Origin of the sequence: Nostoc sp. CHAB 5836 (assembly GCF_020829445.1) — a bacterium.
Taxonomy (GTDB): Bacteria; Cyanobacteriota; Cyanobacteriia; order Cyanobacteriales; family Nostocaceae; genus Nostoc.
The window spans coordinates 1-19,900 of record NZ_JAIVFV010000129.1 but is presented as its reverse complement, the minus strand read 5'-3'; the positions used below and the strand labels follow the sequence as shown (position 1 = coordinate 19,900).

Annotated in this window: 18 protein-coding genes and 1 pseudogene; 11 read left to right on the top strand and 8 right to left on the bottom strand. The window is 42.2% G+C overall.

The features are described 5' to 3' along the window. Window positions 1-28: 28 nt before the first annotated feature. The 5 genes from LC605_RS22545 to LC605_RS22525 form a co-directional block, all read right to left on the bottom strand. Window positions 29-418: a hypothetical protein gene (locus LC605_RS22545; protein ID WP_229549751.1), complete on the bottom strand. Its 390-nt coding sequence runs from the start codon at window positions 416-418 to the stop codon at window positions 29-31. A gap of 15 nt (window positions 419-433) precedes the next feature. After that, window positions 434-637, bottom strand: coding sequence for a hypothetical protein (locus LC605_RS22540; protein WP_229549750.1), 204 nt, complete (start codon window positions 635-637; stop codon window positions 434-436). Continuing rightward, window positions 630-941, bottom strand: coding sequence for a hypothetical protein (locus LC605_RS22535; protein WP_229549749.1), 312 nt, complete (start codon window positions 939-941; stop codon window positions 630-632). The genes LC605_RS22540 and LC605_RS22535 overlap by 8 nt, the downstream gene beginning before the upstream one ends. Before the next feature lie 132 nt (window positions 942-1,073). Next, window positions 1,074-1,850, bottom strand: coding sequence for a hypothetical protein (locus LC605_RS22530; protein WP_229549748.1), 777 nt, complete (start codon window positions 1,848-1,850; stop codon window positions 1,074-1,076). A 108-nt stretch (window positions 1,851-1,958) separates the two neighbouring features. Continuing rightward, the gene (locus LC605_RS22525; protein WP_229549747.1) at window positions 1,959-2,291 is read right to left on the bottom strand and encodes a hypothetical protein; all 333 of its coding nucleotides are present in this window, start codon (window positions 2,289-2,291) and stop codon (window positions 1,959-1,961) included. 730 nt (window positions 2,292-3,021) lie between these two features. Here LC605_RS22525 and LC605_RS22520 point away from each other — a divergent pair. After that, on the top strand, window positions 3,022-3,393 hold the full coding sequence (locus tag LC605_RS22520) for a hypothetical protein (protein WP_229549746.1): 372 nt from the start codon (window positions 3,022-3,024) through the stop codon (window positions 3,391-3,393). 36 nt (window positions 3,394-3,429) lie between these two features. Continuing rightward, entirely contained in the window at window positions 3,430-4,137 is a 708-nt protein-coding gene (locus tag LC605_RS22515; protein WP_229549745.1) for a DUF4277 domain-containing protein, read from the top strand. A 176-nt stretch (window positions 4,138-4,313) separates the two neighbouring features. Here LC605_RS22515 and LC605_RS22510 read toward each other — a convergent pair whose 3' ends face one another. After that, window positions 4,314-4,574 (bottom strand): hypothetical protein, encoded by a 261-nt coding sequence (locus LC605_RS22510; RefSeq protein WP_229549744.1) that lies wholly within the window; start codon window positions 4,572-4,574, stop codon window positions 4,314-4,316. A gap of 21 nt (window positions 4,575-4,595) precedes the next feature. Between LC605_RS22510 and LC605_RS22505 the strand changes: the two genes are divergently transcribed. The 7 genes from LC605_RS22505 (at window position 4,596) to LC605_RS22475 (ending at window position 17,935) form a co-directional block, all read left to right on the top strand. Continuing rightward, the gene (locus LC605_RS22505) at window positions 4,596-4,787 is read left to right on the top strand and encodes a hypothetical protein (RefSeq protein ID WP_229549743.1); all 192 of its coding nucleotides are present in this window, start codon (window positions 4,596-4,598) and stop codon (window positions 4,785-4,787) included. A gap of 251 nt (window positions 4,788-5,038) precedes the next feature. Then, window positions 5,039-5,251: a hypothetical protein gene (locus LC605_RS22500; RefSeq protein WP_229549742.1), complete on the top strand. Its 213-nt coding sequence runs from the start codon at window positions 5,039-5,041 to the stop codon at window positions 5,249-5,251. 1,051 nt (window positions 5,252-6,302) lie between these two features. Then, window positions 6,303-7,211: a GNAT family N-acetyltransferase gene (locus tag LC605_RS22495; RefSeq protein WP_229549741.1), complete on the top strand. Its 909-nt coding sequence runs from the start codon at window positions 6,303-6,305 to the stop codon at window positions 7,209-7,211. A gap of 144 nt (window positions 7,212-7,355) precedes the next feature. Continuing rightward, the gene (locus LC605_RS22490) at window positions 7,356-16,097 is read left to right on the top strand and encodes a hypothetical protein (RefSeq protein ID WP_229549740.1); all 8,742 of its coding nucleotides are present in this window, start codon (window positions 7,356-7,358) and stop codon (window positions 16,095-16,097) included. Window positions 16,098-16,607: 510 nt separating this feature from the next. Continuing rightward, window positions 16,608-16,781, top strand: coding sequence for a hypothetical protein (locus LC605_RS22485; protein WP_229549739.1), 174 nt, complete (start codon window positions 16,608-16,610; stop codon window positions 16,779-16,781). Window positions 16,782-16,833: 52 nt separating this feature from the next. After that, a complete protein-coding gene (locus LC605_RS22480; protein ID WP_229549738.1) occupies window positions 16,834-17,124 on the top strand; it encodes a hypothetical protein in 291 nt (96 codons plus the stop codon). 640 nt (window positions 17,125-17,764) lie between these two features. After that, entirely contained in the window at window positions 17,765-17,935 is a 171-nt protein-coding gene (locus LC605_RS22475) for a hypothetical protein (protein WP_229549737.1), read from the top strand. 479 nt (window positions 17,936-18,414) lie between these two features. On the opposite strand, the gene LC605_RS22470 is transcribed toward LC605_RS22475, so the two are convergent. Then, window positions 18,415-18,609, bottom strand: coding sequence for a hypothetical protein (locus LC605_RS22470; RefSeq protein WP_229549736.1), 195 nt, complete (start codon window positions 18,607-18,609; stop codon window positions 18,415-18,417). Between the two features lie 99 nt (window positions 18,610-18,708). On the opposite strand from LC605_RS22470, the gene LC605_RS22465 reads away from it, so the two are divergent. Further along, window positions 18,709-18,888 carry a hypothetical protein gene (locus tag LC605_RS22465; RefSeq protein WP_229549735.1) on the top strand — a complete coding sequence of 60 codons (180 nt, stop codon included), beginning with the start codon at window positions 18,709-18,711 and terminating at the stop codon, window positions 18,886-18,888. Window positions 18,889-18,971: 83 nt separating this feature from the next. Here LC605_RS22465 and LC605_RS22460 read toward each other — a convergent pair whose 3' ends face one another. Continuing rightward, window positions 18,972-19,289 carry a hypothetical protein gene (locus tag LC605_RS22460; RefSeq protein WP_229549734.1) on the bottom strand — a complete coding sequence of 106 codons (318 nt, stop codon included), beginning with the start codon at window positions 19,287-19,289 and terminating at the stop codon, window positions 18,972-18,974. A gap of 354 nt (window positions 19,290-19,643) precedes the next feature. On the opposite strand from LC605_RS22460, the pseudogene LC605_RS22455 reads away from it, so the two are divergent. Further along, window positions 19,644-19,900, top strand: a pseudogene (locus tag LC605_RS22455) (ISLre2 family transposase); the annotation flags it as partial.

The following is a 19,900-nucleotide window of genomic DNA, read 5'->3' as shown; positions in this document are numbered from 1 at the left end:
GGCATTCATTCAGGTGAACGCTTTTGTATTAATCAGAAGTTTCTCGATTCTGCTCTAACTCCCATTGCAAATAGGTGAGCGCAGTTTGAGCATCAGCAATGTTTAAATCTGGTTGATACCCTGTTTCCAGTAGTTGCTTGTAGTCGGAATGCGTAGCAATAAGGGATGTCAGGGTTTGGGCAATTTCAACTAATTGGCAGAGATTGGGATTAGACATTTCAAAGCCGAGTCTGGAACATAAATCTCTGGCTTTCACCCCGATGGTTCCTGGTTCAATTTCCGTTTCTAACTCTTCAAGTAGTGATTGAAAATCAGGATGTTCATCGTTAATTTCAACCTCAAATAAATCTGCACCCTTTGTAACGGTGGTTGCCCAATCGGGTAATGTCTGTGGAATGGTTTTAGTGTAAAGTTTCATGATTTTTCTCTAGGATTAAAAATCTTCTGCAATCTCCAACAGAAAACCGCATCCAGTGTTTTGCACTTGCACCAGTTCTTTATCTAGCAGTGTTTGAATGACTGAGTTTGAAACTTTGAATTGGAGAGAGTGCAATGGAACGCAACCCCCACAAAGTTGAATCAAACGCAGCAGGTGATTCGCTCTCCGGTCAAAGTTGCTGTTTACTTCTTCAAGCATTGTTTGCACCTAACTGTTGTTGGAGAATGACAATTTGACGTTGATAAAACTCAATTTCTCCGGTGATTTGTGAGACGAATTCCTGCGGGGATAGCGTTTGAATTTGATTCTCTTCAAAGTGAAATAGTTCGTCAGAATTTTTCCGCGACATCAGCGCATAGCGCCAACCATGACCAAATTGTTCAGCGAGTTCTGTACCGTTTGGGTAGTAGTGAAGCCCCAGAATGATGCCCTGTTGTGTACGCTGTTCCAGAGCAAAGCGCGGATAGTCCCAATGTTTGGGTATCGTGATTGTGGGTTGCATTGATTTAATTGCAATGAAGGGAAATAATCGGAGTAAGGGGGAAAGGGCAAAGGGGAAGGGAATGAAGAAATTTCCCTTTAACCGTTCCCCTTTAACCTTTTCCCAAGGCGAAGCCCAAGAATTACGCCGCCATTAGTTCAAAAACTCGTTTATACTCCCGTAAATACTGCCATTCTTCGGGGTTAACATCTCAAATCGGCGATTTAACAATTCTGTATGGCGTGGGGTTTGTCCGACTGCTAACTGCCATACAGCAACAAGCGCAGATTGGCAAAGGACGCGCTCCTGCTCTGCTGCACCCACTACCCACCAAGTACCGCCACTGAATCCGACTTCGCCCAGTTTCACGTCGTTGTTGTAAATCCCATCGTGGAGGATTTTAAAGCCGTATTTCTCGCACTCGTTGAATATCTCCGCCTTGATTGCGTTCTCAGCAGGGGAAGAGGACAAGGAGCAGGGGGCAGGGTGCAAGGGGGAAAGATTCTCTCCCCTGCTCCCTGCTCCCTGCCCCCCTGCCTCTTCTTGTACTGGTAGTGTGCCATCTTTGTAATGTGAGCAGATGTAACGATGGCAAAGCATGTTTGTGGAAGCACGATGGACTTCGTTGCTGTTTACCATCACCACCCAAGGTCGCGTTAGGTCGTCGTCGTAATGGATTGCAGCGATCAACTTATCCCCAGCGTAGTATTCGTGGTCGTAAAAGCTGATTTCTATGGGTGTCAGTGGTATTGAGGCAGGGGTAGTGAATTGCTCAGGGTGGGCGGATTGGTGAGCGATGATTGCGTTGATCCACGTTTGGGCACCTCTCTTGTCCCCGGTGGGTGTTACGCCTAATTCGGCAGCGATTGTTTTCAGGCGCGGGAGGTTGTAGCGTCGAAGGGCAAGGTGTGTGTAGGTTCGATGTGTCATAATAGAAACTCCTGAATAAGGTCAAAGGGTGATCGCAGAGCCTAGTAAACTTACGCGGTCGCCTTTTGTTTTGTATGTTTCTATTTTACCGTTAGCAACGGACAAGTGTCAAGCCATAACAGTAATTATTTTGGCAGTATCGAAAAAATCGGTAATATCAGCATTCAGTGCTTCACACAAAACGTTAACCACCTCTACTGAAACAGTGATTGTTCCACTTTTGAGACGAGTAGCATAATAATCAGGCTGTTCTAGTTGCTGAATATATTGGTGTGCAACCTTTAGTCCCAGGTCAGTAGTTTTTTGCTCAAGCTGACGGCGGGGAATATTTCCGCGTAATTCTGTTAATTTTTTAGCTTGTTTATTACTCCATTTGAATGTAGCAATATGTTCAATATCTATCATCGTAGTAATTTGTTTACCGTTACCACTTGCCAGCATAACATTTGAGGTTTATTGTTGTAAGCAGTAATAAAGTAGCTTACAGGCAGGTGGCATAACCGTTCATGTCATCAACTTTGTATTACGGGAGCAACAACCAAGGATAGTGATCGCCTTGTATAGTTAAGGAAAGTTGCTCAAAGTCGAGTCATGGAAATAGCAAGTAAGGGAGCGATCGCTTCTTTAAGAAATCTGGGTTATGGGAGATGAGCAAGGATTATCCACAGGCGTATTATCATTACGAGTTTTGGAGTGAGGGCGATCTGGTCAAGTCGTCGAAGTATATCCCGAAGCGAGTTCAGGAGTTAGAGTAGGAGAAAGCGGCTCTTGAGGAAATTTTGCAAGTGTTGAGGGTGTTGAAAAGTTTCCCTTTCCCCCTGAACATTGAGGATCAACTAGTAAATTTGCTCAATTGAGAGCGAGTATGGGATTAAAGCGATCTGATGCCGGTTACTGTACGTTCGCTCATTTTTGAAGGCAAGAGGAATTAATGCCTTACTGTGTAAGGTTTCAAGCTGATTGTGGATCTGATGGTGGTAATACCGTGTAATACGGGGGGTTTGGGTTAGTCAGCTAAACGGAATTGTGGAAAGAGGAGAATCAGGTTTTCCGTGTAATACATGGAAGGAATTAGAGGCGATCGCTCAGAAATATGCCCTTAGTGTAATTATTCATGCTACATCCGAAAGATACCGATTAAAATTACGGTGTAATACACGGGGGAAGAGTAATGTTGAAGCGGGACATTCAAGGGAAGTTCGCGCTCAAGGACGATGATTATCGTCAAGTGCGCTCTTTAAGAGTAACTGATGAAACGTGGAAGGCTTTGGGGATAGCTGCTGAATGCTTTGGGATGACCAGAGCAGATTACTTGGAACAGGTGATTAGGGACAATGCTAGCCCAAGTATTACATGGACACGAGATAGGATAGATCAAGCCCAAACTACTGTTGCTGAACTTGGGACTACGCCGCTCTCCGTGGCAACACTTGAAACTGTACGTGACCAAGTTTTACTACAATTAAAGTTAGGTAAGCAAGCTCCAGGCTACAAAGCAGCACTTAAAGTCCTGAATCATTTTATTGCGGCACTAACTAGCTAGTATACACAAGTGTCCCAATAGATTAGAGGAAAAACAGTGGAAATAAGTTCCGAGCGGATAGACGATATTCCCTTGATCGTGGAATGGCTTAAACAGATGGAAATAGCCAAATGTATTGACCAAAAACTCACTCCACCACACGGAAACCACAAAGGATTGAGCTACGGAAAATTGAGTGTATTGTTATTAACATATATAATTACGCAGTCAGACCATCGGTTGTCTGCTGTGGAACCCTGGGTAGAAGCACACCGAAAGATTTTAGAGTTAAGTACGGGGTGGTCGATCGGGGAAAAAGATGCCAGTGATGACCGATTGGCAAGGGTAGTCGAAGAGTTAGGAAAGCAGTCAGAGGCAAGGCAGGAAATAGAAGTAAAGTTGGGACGGCATTTGATTCGTGCCTACGAATTACCTACTCTAGTAGCACGAGCGGACACAAGTAGTTTTAGTGTGAATCATCAACAGGGCCAATCACCAGAAGAAAGTCTACTGCGTTATGGCTATTCCAAAGACTTTCGCCCAGACTTGTTGCAATACCGTCAATTACTGGCAACCCTTGACCTAATGGGAATGCCATTGGTCAGCGCCACCCTTGAAGGTAATGGAGCCGATGACCCGTTATATTTTCCCACTTGGCAAAAAATGGCGAAAGTCATTGGACACAAAAAATTTGTCTTCATCGCTGATTGTAAAGCTTCGGCAATTGCCACTCGCGCCCAAATTGCCGCAAATGGTGGTGTTTAGGGGTCAAATGAGCAACCGTGCAGAAACTTACGCTAAGGCTGTAACCCTTACTGGATAAGCATTCTGTTAATCGATATTTTTGGCAATTCTCAATGTACCAATTAACCTATAGATTATTTGGTGCAGCATTTTAACACGGCTCATCTTGGGTTTGAAGACTTTAAATTTCATAGGCTTCAATTGGTACAGCTTGATTCTTGGCGATCGCAGTATTGAAAGTGGCTCATCAAGTCCTTAGCGTAACTTTCGGCATCACTGCTCATTTGACCCCTGTCTGTAGCGTTTTGCTCTTGTACTGGTAGTGTGCCATCTTTATAATGTGAACAAATGTAATGATGACAAAGTATGTTCGTAGAAGCACGGTGGATTTCTTTGCTGTTCACCATCACTACCCAAGGTCGCGTTAGGTCGTTATCATAAGTGATTGCGGCGATCAACTTATCCCCGGCGTAGTATTCGTGGTCGTAAAAGCTGATTTCGATGGGTGTCAGTGGTATCGAGGCAGGGGTGATGAATTGCTCAGGGTGGGCAGATTGGTAATCGGCGATCGCCCTAATCTATGCATCCTTGCAGCGTTTGTCTACAACTTCGACTGTGCAAGCGATTTCGGTGTAGATTTGCTTGAGACGCGCAATCGATTTGTGTTGTAGCTGTTGTTGGGTATATCTTGGGTGTGTCATTATAATGGTTACTCCATCTGTATGGTGGGTATTTTACAAAAGGCGATCGCTTTGTTTTCCAGACTGCGGCGGTCGTCTTTTGTTTAGGCTAATAAATATAGTATCGTCTTTGTTATCCCCATTGTCAACATATTGGGATGACTAAATAGGAATACCTGGGATTACACTTGTTAATACAAGGCTTTCGCTGATAGCGTTGATCAAGAAAAGAGGAAAGTACTATGACTGAATCAAGGCTAAATATCAGGATTTCACCAGAAATGAAGGATGCTTTTTACCAAAAGGTCAAGGAAGAGGGGAAGAACGCTACTGATGTTCTGCTTGATTTAATTGAGCAATACCTGGGAAACAAAGCTGAGTCAGGCGATATTGTAGAGCTAAGACACAGAGTTGCAAAGTTAGAAGAGTTAGTATTGGGGGAAACCGCCGCCTGAGAGAAGAGAACGAATCTCTCAGGCAATTACTAGAAAAACTAAAAGAAATGCTTAAGGATAAACCCGCCAACCAGTAGGCGGGTTTACTGCTTTAAATGTGTTGCATCTTTTGTGAGCATTTTATGTTACTATTGGGATAACAAACATATTCTGTAAAAGTGTCACACACCAGATGGCAGTGACGCATCTGTACCATCTGTGACAACAATTGGCTACAGCCAGTAAACAGGGGGTATAGCTAGTTCCTCTACACCTCAAAATATGTTTTGTGCCTTTCAAAATGTGGAGAAAACTAAACCCCTTGAGTTAGTGCCTCAAAAACATTGCTCTTTGGTCAGTGCCACAAATTGCACAGTTGGTGATCAATAAAACAAGCTGAGAGGGGGGTGAGTTTACTTGCGCTTGTGTCGTTGTGGGGATTTGGTTTGAGGGATGTGGACGAATGCGCGACTTTAGCTGATGGTAGCCCTAAGTAGAGTGATCGCCCCTAAAAATCATCAAAGTAAATTCCCGTTAGTGGGTCGAGTTCAAGATAATGCTGCTTGAACGTGTTCATGTAGGTTATGAGCAGATTTACCACAGCCAACAATATTATATGAAGCTTGTATAAACTTGATTCTTGCTTGATAAAAGCTATCATTAGCTTAAATATAAAATTTACTTATGTATTTTTTATTACAACCCGTATCACAAAGTTATTTTTTGTACAAGAATAAATTGCGTTTTTGTCAAAAACAAAACAAAATTTTACAAAATATGGAAATTTTAATAATTTTAAAAAATACATCTGTCCAAAGGATAAATTTTCCTTTATAAAAAGAGGTTGATGTATTGCGTATTACATGATATTACAATATAAAGATTAAGTAAATAAGTTTACTTGACATAGGAATAGTGATAAAAAATAGCTATGTTGAGCAAGTAAGATAAAAAACTCAATAAAGCCATTAAAATGAGCTATTTTAGTCAAATAGAGCGAAAATATGGTTTAAGTAAGGAGATCATCAAAGGCTAGATGATCACATAGGAAATACGGAAAACAGTAAAAATTATGTCATATATTCAACGAATTGCTACCTTATCTGATACAAGGGAGATCGCTTCTTTATGGAAAGCATTTGTCGAGGCGCGATCGCAAGCTGATCCCTCCATGCGGCTAAAGGCAGAGTTTGACTATGAACGTTATGTTACCTACCAGCTAAAAAAGCCGTTGTCTTTTGGCTTTTTATTAGAATATGCCGAAGAAATAGTTGGATTTCTATTTATTTATATGTATGACGAGACCCCCCCAGCACAAATTTCCGATTTAGAGATGCTGGAAAATCCCTTCGTACACCGTCGTGTGGGAGCAGTATTGGGGATGTATGTTCAAGAAGCTCACCGCAAGCCTTCAACTATTAATTTATTGATTGAAGCAGCGATCGCCAAAGCCGAAGAACTGAAGGTAACGGATATAGATTTGTTGATATCCATTGAACAAACGGGGCTTCATGCCCTATTGGAACGTTTTGGTTTTACGAAAGCAGCAATCCAATACACCAAACATTACAACATTACAGGCAATAATCTTCCAAATTTACGCCCTTGGGATCAAGACTTAGAGACTGCAATACCTAATCCTGGGAGAATTGCTCTCAAAGACCCACAAACGCAAAAAGTGGTTCAAAATCTCAAGGGAGAAACAGTTTATCTTGAGCCTTTAACCGATGAGTTAGGAAAGTGGTTAAAGAGTTCGCGGGGGCTACCCATTTATCCCATTCCCGTCCGAGATCCACAAACTCAGCAGTGGATATTTGATGAAAGTGGCGAGTTAGTTGTCTGTCCTGTTACCCGTGATGACAAAGGGGAAATTCAGGAATTGGATGGCATACCCCAGTTTTCTTTACCGATTTATGACTACCAAGAAGGCAAATTAACCCTGAAACGAGACAGCGAAGGTAAATATGTTTTTGCTGCCTAAAAGTTTTTCCCTAATAGACCTCTTGTAAAAAGAATACCTCCCTCTTTTCCAGATGACTTTCGGGGGATAAAAACCTGATTTGGAGACAAATCTCGCAACTTATTTTACTTAATTATTTCCGACAACCATTAACAACAATTAATCATGAATACTCAACTAGCAATCAACTTACTCACTGAAAATTCCCAGAATTTGAGCAATACCTTAGCTGCATTGGATTTATTGAGCAATGGGGAAACCATTTCTTCCCTGAAATTAAAGGTTGAGCAAAGTATTAAAACAACCTTTGAGAAGCATCAACAGTTGAGCAGTAAGCTTGATATGGTTGAAGGCAACTTGGGGCAGATAGAAAATGAGTTGTCGTTGGCGGTCAGTAATCAGGCGATTGAGCAAGCACGTCTAGAAGAGTTACAAAAGCAACAGAATGAATTAGAAATTACGATTCAGAGTTTAGAAGATCGTAAGCAGGTGCTTTCTGGGAATGGGGATAGTAAGAAGGCGGAAATCAAGGCGGAAATTGAGGCAATTAAGGCGGATATTAACACAACTGAGGCTGAGGTGGCAACGCTTAATCAGCAAAAGCAAATTGCTGATAGTAAGGGTAAGGGTTTGGAGGCTACTTATAACTCGTTTGTTCAGCAAGCTCAGACGGCTCAGGAACAAGCGAATTACCATAACCACTATGTTCAGAAGTGGGCAGTGGTTGGACGTGAAAGTAAGCGTAGTGGCTCAGACAATGATATCTATGGTTGGGTGACAGATACGGAGCAAGTAAATCTGCGGGATTCTTATCAAGCTCAAGCGAATCTATTTAATCAACAGGCGGCAAGTATTAAGGGGGAAGTTGATAGTTTTAAGCAGTTAAATACTGTTTTAGAAGCCACAGAAAAGAGTAAAAATACTCAAATTGATAATTATTACCTAGACTTAGATTCTAAGAATAATCTGTTGTCTTTTACGAGTACGCAAAGTGGCAATGATTTAACGTTATTGGATTTGCAGTTGAGTCAGTCACAGACGGATTTAACGCAGTTAAAAGATGCTGACATTCCCAGTCAAAAGGTAATTGTGGATAGTACGACTGAGCGTGTGACTCAGGTGCAGTCTGAGTTGGAGCAATTGAAAACGCAAAAAGTGTCTGCCCAAGAGGATTTAGATACGTTTGTTGAAAATAATAAAGAGTTATTGACAACAGATTTATCTTTAAATTTGTTGCAGGATTCTATTACTCAGGTTCAGACAAAAGTTACGAGTTTACAGGGGGATTTAGCCCAGCCGAATCAATCTACAGATATTTTAAATGGGTTAACTCAGACATTAGGTCTTGAGCAGGGGAAGTTAGAAAAGTTAAAGCAACAGTATCAATTGTTGGCTTTGGAAGCTTTAGAGGTTAATCAGGGGCGTTTGGAGTCTCTAAATGGTCAGCTGGCGGCAGAAACTTCGGCAAGTAATGCGGTGCAGGTGAATACGATTGAGGGTTATGTGGATTTGGTTCCTCAGTTTGTCGAGCAGTTGACGGGGTTAAGTGATGTTTGGGCAGAAAATCTCAAGGATAATCATCAATTTACGGTTGAGGTTAATAATTTATTTCAGTCCAATTTAACAACTTTTGAGGGTGTAGCTAGTTATATTGAGGATAATTTAGCTGATCCATATAGTGATTATGTATTGAATGGGATTCAGTTGGATGAAGCTATTGCCATTCAGGATGCTCAAGTTAAGTATCGGGATGGTTTGGCAAAAACTGTGGATGATTTGGGAGAAAATATTGAGCTTCAGAAGAAGTCCGTTGAACAAACAGAGTTACTGTCAACCCAATTGACTCATATTTCACAATTGATCAGTTTGTCAAACCAATATGCTAGCTTGCAAAATGATTACGCAACATTGAATCAGCAGTGGCAAAATTTATCGAATGATTATAACCAAAAAGTAAGTATTCGTCAGCAAAAAGAACAGCAATTAGCAGAAGCAGAAGCTAATTATTCTTATGATAGGAATATTTCTGATGAATTCCAATCTAATTGGACTAGTAGTTATTATAGTGATAACAGAGATTATTATAGCAATCTATTTTATATAAATTTATCTAACAGTAGTCAACGATTTAGTGATGCACAATACGAGTTTACAACTGCACAAAGCGATGAAAATTCAGCTTTACAATCTCTTCAATATTTTGAATCGCAACGACCTTCATTAGAATTACCACTAAATAGCAGATTTAATGAATTAAGTCCGCTATTTATTAATGAATTGTCCAAAGAAATTACCAATGAGACTCAAGATTTAACTGTTCAAATTGATTTGCTCAATGATCAACAAGAACAATGGATAGAAGCTACTTTACAGAAATATATTCAACAAAAACACAGTAACATTACAGGAAGTCTTAATGGCTCGAATGAAATTGACGCTCTCGAAAATCTGCGATTAGAAATTGCACACCTCACCTTACAAACCGAAAACAATCCCGACAAAGTTCAACAATTTTTACAAGAGTACGAAGCAGGGGACAAAACAGCCCCGACTCTACAAACTCTTCGTGACAGATACTATCCAGAACTCAATGAAGCCAGAACCGTTAGTAACCTTAAAAAACAAATCAGCGACGAAATCAAGCAATCCCAAGAACAAATCGAAAAATTCAAAGCAGACATCATTCAAAAACAACGTCAATCCGCTGCCGCCCTCTCCCAAGCCGATTGGTACGAACAACAAGCTGCAATCCATTGGGGACTTAGCTACAAAGGTAAGGAGGCCACGTGGACAGAACAACGTAGCTATACCGTAACAACATGGTATGGAAAGAAAAAAACGAAATGGACTACTGTCACCCACGTTGATCAAGATTGGATCATCTGGGATACCTACACCAAAAAAGCCGCCAGCCTACGGGAAGAATCTGCTAACCTACTCAAAGGCATTGCCACCGACACCAGCAAGCAAAACACCGCCACTGACATTCTCGCCCAATGGCAAGCCGCCAGTGCGGTTGCTGACCAAACCGCCCTGAGTCAAGCTGATTTAATCGCCCTCCTCAACCAACTTGATGCAGACCGCCAACTCAACGGCGACAAAAAACAACAAATCGCCGACTGGGAAAAACTTCTGCCTACTCTGCAAAGTCAACTGCAACAGGCAATCCAAGACGCAGAAATTGCCAAAAAGAATGTCACCCAAGAATGGACAGAATACCAAAGCAGCCAGGATGACTATCAAACCGCCCTCGCCGATGTTTTAACCCGTCGCGCCCAACTGCAAAGCCAGGGACAAATCCTACTACAGGAAATCAACACTGTTAATCAGTGGGTTAACCAACAAAACACTCTCCTGAGTGACGAAATCACCCAAGTTGCAAGCCTGATTACCCAACTCAAAACTCAACGCGACAATATTCCCAACCTTGAGAATGACGCGCAAACAGTCACCACTCTCCAAGCCTTACTAGACGAATCCATCCAACTCCTCACCCAAAAACAAATCGTCCTCAGTGCCGAACAAAGCACCTTCATCCAAAAACAAACTCTCCTCCAAACCCAGAAAAAAGTCATCGAAACCCAATATGAACTTCTCGATGCTTATCTAGAAAACCCAGATAAAGATACCAGTAATCTCGAAAAACTCCTGACTGATACTCGCGTAACTCTGGCTGAAGTCCAAAAACTGGCTGAACAAGCCGAAGCCAGCAGCAACACCCTAACTGCGTTGATGGAGGATGTGCAAGTCTCACTCTTGCTACAAAACGATAAATACCTCAGTGCTATCAAAGACAAACAAAAAACCCTGCAAGACCTGCTTCAGGCTACCGAACTCAAGGAAAATAATACCCTCAAAGCCACCCAAAAACAACTCGAACTTAACGATCTGCAAACGAAACTGTTCGATATCCTCAAACAAGCCAACGATGCCGGTAGCCAAGAAGCAGCAAAACTGCTAGAAGTCGCCAGTTATAACGACTTTGCTACTGTTGCCGAAGTCTATCACCGAGACTATCAGGATCTAGCAACCGATCAAGGCGGTAGTTGCGCCGGTGGGATTGCACGTCCTGAAGACATTCAATTGGCAAATTATTACTACAGCGAAATGCTGAAATATCGGCAACTCAAAAGCGAAGCCGAACAGCAAAAGGAGCAATTTAGCCAACTGCGTACCCTTGCTCAAAGTCAAGCGGCTGCTCTCCAAGAACAACAAACCCTTGCGGCTCAAGAGTTGGCACAGATCCAGCAAAGTATAGGTAATAACCAAGACCAGATTAACGCCAAACAAGAAGAATTGGCGATCGCTCAATTCCGAGTTGATGCTCTGCTGCAATTGCGAAACTGGACAGAACAAACCCAGGCACAACTGCTATCCGTAGAACAACTGAATTTAGCCCAGGCTCAACTTGAACAGGATATTGCTACAAACCGTCAAGATTTAATCGACGATGCCGTTAAAGGCCAATTAGATAAACAACGCCTCGATATCGAACGCGATCGCCAGATTGCTGTTGTTAAACTTGAACAACTCAACCAACTCAAAACCGAAGAAGCACTACAAACGGCAATCAATAATCTGCGTTCCGATTTAGGGGTGAATCCCATTGCAGAGATTATTCAACTAGCTGATTATAAAGGACAATTGGCTGGTATTTTGGCTGATATAGAAGCTTTCAAACAAAAACAGCCCGGCTTACCTGAAACAATCAAAACGCTTTTAGATAATACCCTTGAGGACATCCACACAGCCCTACAAGCGAAAGAAACCCTGACCATTCAGGACAATTTACTCAATACTGCCAATGCCCTGATTGAACAGTCTACTACTCTAAAAGCAGATGTTGCTAAACTTCAGCAGGAGGAACAGCGTTATTTAGACCTGTTAACTCAATCGGAAACCGATCTTCAAGGTGCAACTAAAGCTCTCTATGATGAAATCCAAAAATCGGGGGTCTTAGATTCCGAAAAAACTCTGTTGAATGCCCAAAATATAGAGATTCTCTATAAAATTGGCTATGCTCAGGGGGCAGTTGATTTATCCAGTTCCTTAGCGAAACAATCTAAAGAGATTCTCGAACAAGTTATTGGGGGACGGATTGAAGAACGCAAGGCACGGGAAAAGGCTGCTTTTAACGAGATTTTTAGCTCGGTTACGTTGGTTATTAGTGTAGTTGCCGCAGTTCTGACTGCCGGAGCCTCTTTAGCCGTTAATGCCGCCACAACAGGATTAACAGGTGCCGCCGCCACTGCTGCTGCCGCCAACGCAACTATTTTAGGCGTATCGGCTACCACTATTTCCTCTATTGCTACCACTCTTAAGACCATTAGCGCTACCCTGAGTATATCCCAAGCAGCCTACAATGGAGACTGGTCAACAGTTATTTTCAAAGTTGGTTTATCTTTCGCTGATGGTTTAAAAGATATCGCTGGACTGTCTTCTGATACCGTTAATACCCTGAAAACGTCTCTTAATACTGCCTATGCTGCATATAAAGGAGGAGATTCAATCGGTACTTTATTAGGCGCAATCCAGGGTATAGGTGCGATCGCTGCCGATGGTATTGATTTAAGTGATTTATCCCAGGTTTCCAATCTCAAAACCTTTTTAATTACGACTTCCCAAATTTCCACGGTTGTTTATGCAGGGATTCAGGCGATCGAAGATGGCAATATTCTCAAAGGCATTCAGGCGTTGGGTCAGTCCTTGGGAACAATCAGTAAGAATTTTGGTTTAGGACTAGAAGAAGCCGCTAAATCCCAATTAGAAGATTTAACAGGTTTAGAATGGCAAAAACTCGATCAAATTATTGATGTAGGTGGTAATGCCTACAATGCCATTAAAAATGAAAATTGGATTGATCTGGTTAAAGCTATTGGGGGAACCGTTAAGATCATTGATCAAGATTTTGCCCGAGAAACAGAAAATCAAGGCAAAATGGCTTTGAAAGAATTAACAGGGCTAGAATGGTCAGAGTTTGAGCAGATTGTTGATGCCTCTCAAACCTTACGAGTGGCAATTAAAGCCAAAAATATTAACGATATTTCCGTCGCTCTGAACGATTTGGCAAATGTTTGGGTCAGTGATGACAAACTTAATAGTAATTTAATTGAGGCGATCGGTTTAGATTGGCAAGATTTAACCGATATCGCTAAAACAGGAGATATTCTGATTCCAGCCATTGGCAATGATAATACCGAAGCTTGGGTGAAAGCAACGGGTGACTTCCTGACTACTTGGGAATCTAACACTAGCTTTAAGCAATATCTCAAAGACACAACTAATCTGGAATGGACAGAATTTAAACAGGTAGTTGCCATTGGACAAACCGTTGCAGTAGCGGTTGAGCAACGGAGCATTAATGCTTGGGTCGATGCGCTAAAAACTACCCTAGATTGGGCTTTAAAGGATACATCCTTCGATAATCAAAAAGTCAAGCAAATTGTCAGTACCGCCCAACAAACCAACAATACTGACAGTTGGGTTGCGGCGGTAGATCAACTTTTAGGCGTGGCAGAAGATGCAACAGCCTTACGCAATAAACTGGGTGGAATCACAGGGGTTCCTTGGGACGATTTTAAACAATTTATTAATGCTGGTCAGGCGATCGCCACTGCCATTGATAACGGTAATTTCACTAATTGGCGAGATGCCCTCAAAACGACTCTTAATATTTGGGTTGATGATGCCACCTTACAACAAAAAATTCAAACCACCACAGGACTCAAGTGGGAACAATTAACCCGTATTGGTTCGACCTCTGAAGCCCTGCGTCAAGCAGATAAAGGTGGTGATGCAACCAGTTGGCTTAAGGCTGCTGATCAAATTTTAATTCTATGGGAAAAAGATACTACTTTCCAAAATCAAGTCAAAACCTTAACCAATTTAGACTGGCAAGAACTAAAAGACCTTGTGGCGATCGGCAAAACAATTGATACAGCCATTGATCAAAAAACCTATGATACTTGGCGAGATGCCCTTAAACAAACAGTCAACTTCTGGGTTACTGACCAAACATTAAATCAATCTTTAGAAAGTTTAATTGGCTTAAACTGGAATCAACTCGACAAAATTGGTCAAGCTGGCGATGCTTTATACAAAGTCTACGGTAAAGCTGACAAAATTATTGATCAAGCCTTAGACAGCAACCACTACCAAGATTGGCTAAATGGGATCAAAGATGTTTATCAGCTTTGGAAAGATGATCCGATCCTGCGTCAAAAAGTAACCGATGCAGGGAAAGTGATTTGGAGTGAAGTTGAAGGAATTTTCAACGCGTCAGGGATTTTAGATACCAAAAATCGTCAAGATACTATTCAAACCAATATCCAAAATACAGTCAGCACCATAGAAGCAACTCTACAACAAAAATTAGAGTCAACTATCGGTTTATCTTGGACACAGGTAAAAGCGGTTGCTCAATCGGGTCAAATTATTACCAAGGCGATCGCAGATAATAAAACTGAGCAATGGATTCAAGCCAGTGATAAAATTTTAACTATTTGGGAGAAAGATAGTGGACTGCGCCAGGTTCTCAAAGATAAATATAATATTGACTGGGCGAACATCAAAACGAGTGTTAGCTTAGGTCAAAATCTGGCCAAAGCCGTTGAAGCTAATACTGTACCCGCTTGGGGAACAGCTCTAGAAAATATCATTAATATTTGGGCTGGGACTACAACCTTAACGTCCCAACAGCAGAAGAAGCTACAACAAACCAATAATCTTGTTAATCAAGTTAAAGCGAGTAATAATTCTCAAGATTGGTTAGCTGTTACGAATCAAATTCTTGATTTATGGAAAAATGAAACGGCTTTTCAAATCCAGCTACAACAAAATAATCAATTATCTTGGCAAGATATTAGCAATAGTGTCAAATCAGGTCAAGTTCTGGCACTGGAGCAAAATGGACTAGAGCAATGGCTTGGTAATCTAAAGAACGTTGTTGATATCTGGAAATCCGATCCCGAAATTAAGACTATTGTTGAAAATATTTCCGACCTGAATTGGCAATCCCTCAGTAATGTTATTGTCGGTAATATCCAAACAACGCCCGCCATTGCCCAAGCAACTACCCAAGTCGCTGTTGTCACTGCAACAGATACAGCCCAAGCAAGCGTCAGTAATACCTCTAGTTTAACTATTCTTGAAAATCAATCGAGCGATCATCCTCCGACTGTTAATCAACCCCTATCTAACCTCACCGTCAACGAAGACACAGCCACTGATCATTCTGGCTCAAGTGTCAATGATACGTTCACAGTCGCAATCAATCCACCTATCTCAGACCAAGTGTTAAACGGTACTGCTGGTAGTGACAGCCTAGTAAGTAACAACAGTCACAACATTATCACTGGGTTGGAAGGAGGAGATACTCTCACAGGTAACGGCAATGAATTGAACAATAATATCGGGGGTTTTGACAAATCCAATGATCTGATTAGTGGTCAAGGGGATAACGTCATTAATGGTTTGAGTGGGAATGATCTGTTGCGCGGTGGGTCAGGCAATGATATTCTGATTGGCGGTGCGGGTAATGATACTCTTGTTGGTGGCGAAGGTGTTGATAGATTCCTTTACAACACTGATGCTCCCTTTGACCTGACTGCTGTTGGTGTCGATACCATTACTGACTTCAACAGTTCCCAAGGTGACAAGATTGTACTGGATCAAACTACTTTTAGTGCAATCGCTTCTGCTGCGGGAACAGGTTTTAGTAACTTCAGTGATTTTCAAGTCACTTCTATAGAGAAAGCCAGCAGTGCTGTGATTGTCTACGATCCTTCAAGTGGGCAGTTATTCTACAACCCTAATGGCAGTGTGCCAGGTTTTGGTAGCGGTGGTCTATTTGCAACTCTAAATGGTGCGCCAACTGTATCGGCGTCAGATTTTGTGCTGCAAGCGTAGTTTACCCAAAACAGGGAGTTGAAAGCAACTTTAAAGAGCGATCGCTCTTCGTAGTAAAAATGAGTAGATTGATTAAGTTGTTGTGATTTCCAGAACAAAATCCAAGTCACTAGTTCAAAAACTGGCTGATACTCCCGTAACTACCGCCGTCTATCGGGGGTTCAGCCGGGATACGCGCAAATTGGGACACGTTGTAAAGTTATGTTACGCAGATGTTTGAAAACCCTTGATTTTACGTTGTTTCAATACCGAATTGAGCGTGTCCTCTCTTGCGAAGACATTCCCTAAAAAGGTCATTTATGGGCAAGTTTAAGGGACTGAATAGGGCGAAGAATTGATTTTAGCGTGCAAAAAATTGAATGTTCATTTACCATTTTTGGGCAAGTTAGTAAATCACTAGACGACGTTGCGTAATATTTGTTTACAACGTGTCCCAATTTGCCCGTATCCCGGCTGTACCCCTACTTCTCAGTGCTTGATGCTTTGCCTGAGACAGTTAGAGATTTCGCTTTGAGTCGGCTAGGAGCTAGCAAAATTAGTCTTGTCCAACTAATTGAGACTGCTGACGAGGAAGAAATAGATGCAGTCTTGTTGACAATCGGGCGTAAATGGAAGACATCTAAACAAAATACGACAATTTCAGGGAATTACAGCCCAAACTTGGATAGCGCGATCGCAGTCTGATTGCAATTTTGCAATATGATCGTTAGCTATCAATTATCAGGCTGTATCATTTATGCTAGAAGGAATTAAATATGTGAGCTTTGACGACGTGCGGGAGATGCTAGATGGCTTGTCACAGGAAGAAAAAGAGGCTTTGCTATCTGAGCAGATGAAGAAGCTCTCAGCCGAAGCTAAGGCAAGGGTTTTAGGGCTTTCTGAAAGTGGTTTGACTATAGTTACAGGTTCATTTGCATCACTTAACAGTGATGTTGCAATAAATATTCAAAATGCCTCTGGGTTTGAACCGGAGGCGCTGCTTAAGGCGTTGGTGGAATTTCGGAAAGCAGAAAGGGAAAGCAAGTAAAAAATTTGTCTGATTTATTCTTAGAGGATAGGTGCGATCGCAATATTCTTAGAGGATAGCTAATAACTCCTTAGCCAAATACGAAGCCGAATTTATCCCCTGTAACGGATTGCGCTTACCTTTCAATACAAGCTCAATCCGTTGCTGTTTTTAAAGTAATAGATCATGATTGCTTACGCAAAAAGAAGAAATATTGTTGCTTCGCAGTTTCTTTTTTGACTCCCTCCGGTCGATGTCCCCCCCCGCCCCAAGGGGAGCGCTCATTGCCGCAGGGCTACCCCGGCTGCTTCAGGATGGCTCCGCGTATCAAGGGCTTCGCAAGTGGCGGAATAATGTTGCTTCGCAGTTTATATCTGGGGACACCCCAGACCCCGATCCGCCACCCTTGACACGCTACGCAAGAAAGAAAGAGCCGGGGGGTTTCTCGGTTTGTCGTTTCGCGTTGAGGTCTGCTATGTCCACTCTCGTTCGTCGGTCGTTCGTCGGTTGTCCCGCTCCGTTGGCGGTTGAGGTTGTCGAGTTGGCCCGCTTGTTCCCTGGTCTTGGGCTTGCGGTGGTGCGGCCGTCGTCTCGCGCGTTTTCTAGTTGGGTGTGTGTGTCTTCGTTCGCGTCTGAGGCAGCGGCGGTCAAGTTTGCGGCGGTGGCTGCTGGCCAGTTCTTCGGGCCTGGTTCGTTCTGTGTCGTTCGTTTTACGGGGCGGCGTTGGCGGGTGTCAGTTCCGTGCCTCTCTCCTGCGGTGGTTGTGCGGGTGTGGTTGGGGCGGCCTCGGTTGGCGCGTCGGTTTGGCGGTCGGTTAGTTCTCGCTGGCTAGTTTGTTTGGGGGCTTCGGCCCTCTTTTTTTGGGCATTTAATCATTGACTCTCCATTGGATCTGAGCGCCCAATACCGAGCTCGCGCAGACATTCGCGTACCGACTCGACATCAATACCACAGTAATAAAACTGCTTTTGCTTTAGATCACCGATACAATATCCTGACCTCCCGTCACTCGCCCGAAACAGCTCGGTCGCCAGATATTCACGCGAAATTTTGTATTTACGGGTAGCAAATTCCAGATCAGGCGGTTCACTAGATGGATTGTAAAATGAACTTCCTAGTATGTGCTGTATGCGTCCACATTCGTGATAAAAAATTCTAAGATAACTGGGAATGCAAATATTCATTCTATTCCTCCGTTAATTACTTTCGCCGCACCCGGCCCCTAAAAAAGTGAAGAGAGCTTCAGGTCGCTGTGTTATTTTAGAAAAGAAGCAGCCCCTAGTGGGGCTAGAGGCTGCTAATTAAGCGCTCTTACGGATCTTCAGGCTCGTCGTCTTGTTCAGACAATGCCTTGTCGATTTCATCCATAACATCTTTCGCTGTTACTACGTCTTCTCGGTCGCCCGTTTCCGGGTTTACCTTGTAGAAAACGTCGCTGTCGTCAACAACCCGTTCGTACTCAACTTCCGGGTTGTACTCCCCTTTTCCGTTACCTGATTGGGTCAATTTACCTCCTTGTGAGGGTGTGTATTTGTTGTCCCTCATCTTTATATTATATCATGATATTTATCATGATATAAATTGGGGTAAACAAATATTGAAGTCATGCCCAGAAAAAAGTTAGACCGCCAAAAAGATTACATACAATTTGTTATAGACACTGAAGACAAAAAAGCTTTTGATACTTGGTGTTTGGCTAATGGTACTACCATGAGTGACGTTATCCGTAAGGAGATAGCCCCTTATATCGCCAAAGGTAAAAAGCTTTTGAAGGAGGGCGAGTGAAGGTAGTCTCTGGGATTTACTTCATAAGGTGCAAGCGTGCGTAGTTTACCGCCGCAGGCATCGCTTACGATCGCCCGCTATTGCTAAAAATCTTTTAATGCATTCACTCTTTCTACCCAGGCAGGGGCTTTTTTGCCGTTAGCAGGGTTTAACTCGCTAAACTCGCGTTGCAATTGCTCATCATTCATGTGTTGCAATTGAGACTTAGCCCAGGCGATCGCATCATTTTCTGATTTCCAATTTAGCCAAACTTCGCCCATCCAAATACGCAATTGATAAGCAAAGTCTTTGTTAGGTCTAGACCAAGAAGTATCTTGAATTTGTGGACAACGAGATTTGCTGATATAAAGCGTATGTTCAGCGCTTAACTCACCAGCAATATCAAATTCGTACGGGAGCAATGCGATTTTGTGAGCTGACTCCAAAGGTCGTGCGATCGCTAAATTTTTTTACCAGTACAAATAAATATTAGTTACATGTCAATTAGTATTAATACTAAAAAATAAAATAGTTGATGAAGAACGTTCATAACAGGCGCTTGGAGTGCTGACCTGATTGAATATTTATTGATAATGATAATCAAAAACAGAGAGGGGAGAAGGAAAGAGCCGTTTAGCGGCTCTTTCCTTCTCCCCTTTTATTCGATTATTATTATTTTGATTCTTCGTATATGCGAACAATAATTATTTTGTGACTACGAAAAAAGGTAAAATTCCTTATTGGTAGTAGTTTTCAGACTTTTAACGTTAACATAAATGGAAAAAAATATAGATGCAACTTTAGATTTGGCAAAATCGTTGAAAGACTTTGAAGAAAGTGTTATTAAACTTTTAGAATTGACTAATGTGAGCGTTTGGGATGGGCGAGTCTTTAAAGAAAGAGAACAAAAAATTAGAGTTGCAGCACTTGTTTTAGCGGGTCAATGTATCGCCTTATTTTTATATAATCTTTCTACTTCTCAAGAAGCTCTTGATACAGCAATAACTCAAACTCAAGGCTGGTGGCACCCAAC